This window comes from Streptomyces sp. TRM64462 (assembly GCF_013362995.1).
Classification (GTDB): Bacteria; Actinomycetota; Actinomycetes; order Streptomycetales; family Streptomycetaceae; genus Streptomyces.
Genome location: NZ_JABWDV010000005.1, coordinates 1 through 2407 on the forward strand (window position 1 = coordinate 1; position 2407 = coordinate 2407).

3 protein-coding genes are annotated in these 2407 nt (G+C 75.4%); all 3 read left to right on the top strand.

Features of this window, described 5'->3' with window-relative positions:
• Positions 1 to 200 precede the first annotated feature (200 nt).
• Positions 201 to 1232 carry a 3-oxoacyl-ACP synthase III family protein gene (locus HTZ82_RS00130; protein WP_175407161.1) on the top strand — a complete coding sequence of 344 codons (1032 nt, stop codon included), beginning with the start codon at positions 201 to 203 and terminating at the stop codon, positions 1230 to 1232.
• Positions 1229 to 1981 carry a glycosyltransferase family A protein gene (locus HTZ82_RS00135; RefSeq protein ID WP_175407162.1) on the top strand — a complete coding sequence of 251 codons (753 nt, stop codon included), beginning with the start codon at positions 1229 to 1231 and terminating at the stop codon, positions 1979 to 1981. The genes HTZ82_RS00130 and HTZ82_RS00135 overlap by 4 nt, the downstream gene beginning before the upstream one ends.
• A 196-nt stretch (positions 1982 to 2177) precedes the next feature.
• Positions 2178 to 2407: AMP-binding protein (locus tag HTZ82_RS00140; protein WP_175407163.1), on the top strand; the 230-nt coding region annotated here is incomplete at its 3' end.

Genomic DNA, 2407 nt, shown 5'->3' on the forward strand with positions numbered 1-2407 from the left:
CACCGAGAACCTGGCCGCCGACCTCGAACGCGCCCTCGCCGCCGCCGACGCCGCCGGCCTCAGGCCCGCGGCCCTGCGCGACCACATCCCCGAGTGACCGAGCGCCCCACCGCACGCCGACCGCCGCCGCGGGGCCGTACTCAGCGGGAATGAGTACCCGTGCTCAGGCCCGCCCTCCGGCCCCGCCGTAGCTTCCTGGCATGCACAGTCGAAACGGCGCCGTCCATGACGCACCCCGCCGCGTGGGCATCACTGGCGTGGGCTCCAGCCTCCCCGAGGGGCGGCTGTCCTCGGAGACCCTCCGGCAGCGCATCGCCGCAGCCACCGGACTCCCGCTCCCCGCCCGGGTGTTCGAGCGGGCCACCGGCATCCGCACCCGCCGCGTCGCCGCCCCGGACGAGTACGCGTCCACGCTCGCCGTGCGGGCCGCCCGCACCGCACTGCACCGCGCCGCCCTGGACCCCCTCGACATCGACCTGCTGCTCTTCGCCTCCGCCTCCCGCGACGTCGTGGAGCCCGCCACCGCCCACATCGTCCAGACCGCGCTCGGCACCCGCGCCCACGCCCTGGACGTGACCAACGCCTGCAACAGCTTCGTCAACGGCATCGACATCGCCCGCACCATGATCCTCGCCGGACGCGCCCGCCGCGCCCTCGTCGTCACCGGCGAGACCCCCAGCCGCGCCGTACGCCACGAACCCGACGACGCCGCGCAGTTCCGCGACGGCTTCGCCGGCTACACCTTCGGCGACGCCGGAGCGGCCGTGGTCCTGGAGCCGGTCGGCAGCGGCGGCATCCTCGACGTCGACACCGAGACGCACTCCGCGCACTGGTCCGTCGGCGGCATCTTCGGCGGCGGCTCACGCCACCCGCGCGGCGATGAGCACACGTACTTCCACGGCGACGGCCACGAACTGCGCGAGGTGTTCGAGAAGGTCGGCACCTCCGTACTCGACCGTATGCGGCACCGCACAGGCCTCGGCTGGGACGACTTCCGGCACATCCTCGTCCACCAGGTCACCGTCCCGTACCTGGAGCGCTTCACCGAACTCACCGGCGTACCCGAGGACCGGCTCGTCGTGACCGTCCCCGAGACCGGCAACGTCGCCAGCGCCACCCTCGGCCTCCAGCTCGACCGCGTACACGACGGACTGCGGCCCGGCGACCGCCTCCTGTTCGTCGGACTCGGCGGCGGGGTCAGCATCATGACGATGGTCTGGGAGCACGCATGACCGCCACGACCGACCTGTGGGTGATCGTGCCCGCCCACCAGGAGGCCGCCCGCATCGGCACCACCCTGGAGGCCCTCGCCGCCCAGCACGACCGTGACTTCACGCTCGTCGTGGTCGACAACGCCTCCACCGACGGCACCGGCGCCCTCGCCGCCGAGTTCGCCCGCTGGGCGCCCTTCCCGGTGCATGTGCTCCACGAGCCCGAGAAGGGCGTCGGCTGCGCCGTCGACACCGGGTTCCGCTACGCCATCCGGCACGGCGCCCGGCTCCTGGCCCGCACCGACGCCGACTGCCTGCCGCACCCCGGCTGGACGGCCGCCGCCCGCGCCGCACTCGGGCGCGGCGCCGGCATGGTGTGCGGGCACATCGAGGCCCGGCGCGACGAGCACGGCCCGGCGGGCAGGGCCGCGTTCCGGACGATGGTGATCCTGGCGGCACTGTTCGGCCGGATACGCCCCGCCCACCGGCGCCGCCACGGCTACCTCGCGCCGTACCGGATGCACGCCGGCAACAACATGGCCATCACCGCCCGCCTCTACGAGACCGCCGGCGGCATGCCGCGCCGCCCGTCGCCCACCGACCGGCTCTTCCTCAACCGCGTCCGCCGCCGCACCACCGCGATCGTCCACGCCCGGGACATGGTCGTGGAGAACTCCACGCGCCGTCTGCGCGCGTACGGCGTCGTCGGCACGGCCCGCTGGTACCTCGACAAGGGCCCGGTCCACCACCACACGGAGGACCCCCGCTGATGCCCCACCACCTCACGGACGCCCGCCGGCCGTCCGACCGCCCCTCCACGCCGTCCCTGCCGCCGACCGCACCCCGGCACCCGGCCCCGGGCTCGGCCCCGGGGCGTGCCGTTGCGGGCGGAGGGCTGCCGGCGGCCCGGGGGGCCCGTACCGCCACCGTCGGGATGCTTCCGGCGCTCAAGGAGGGGAGCCGCTGATGCTGGACGAACTCGCCCGCGCTCTGCGGCGGCACCCGGAGCGGCCCGCCGTGCTCGGCACCGCACGGAACGGGACGCCCCGTGTCCGGGTCACCTGCGGTGAGCTGGCCGGACTGGCCGAGCGGTACGCGGCGGTCCTGCACGCGCGGGGCATCGGGCCCGGCGGTACGGTCGGCGTCGCCGTACGGCCAGGCCCGCGCGCCCTGGCGGTCATGCTCGCCGTGCACCG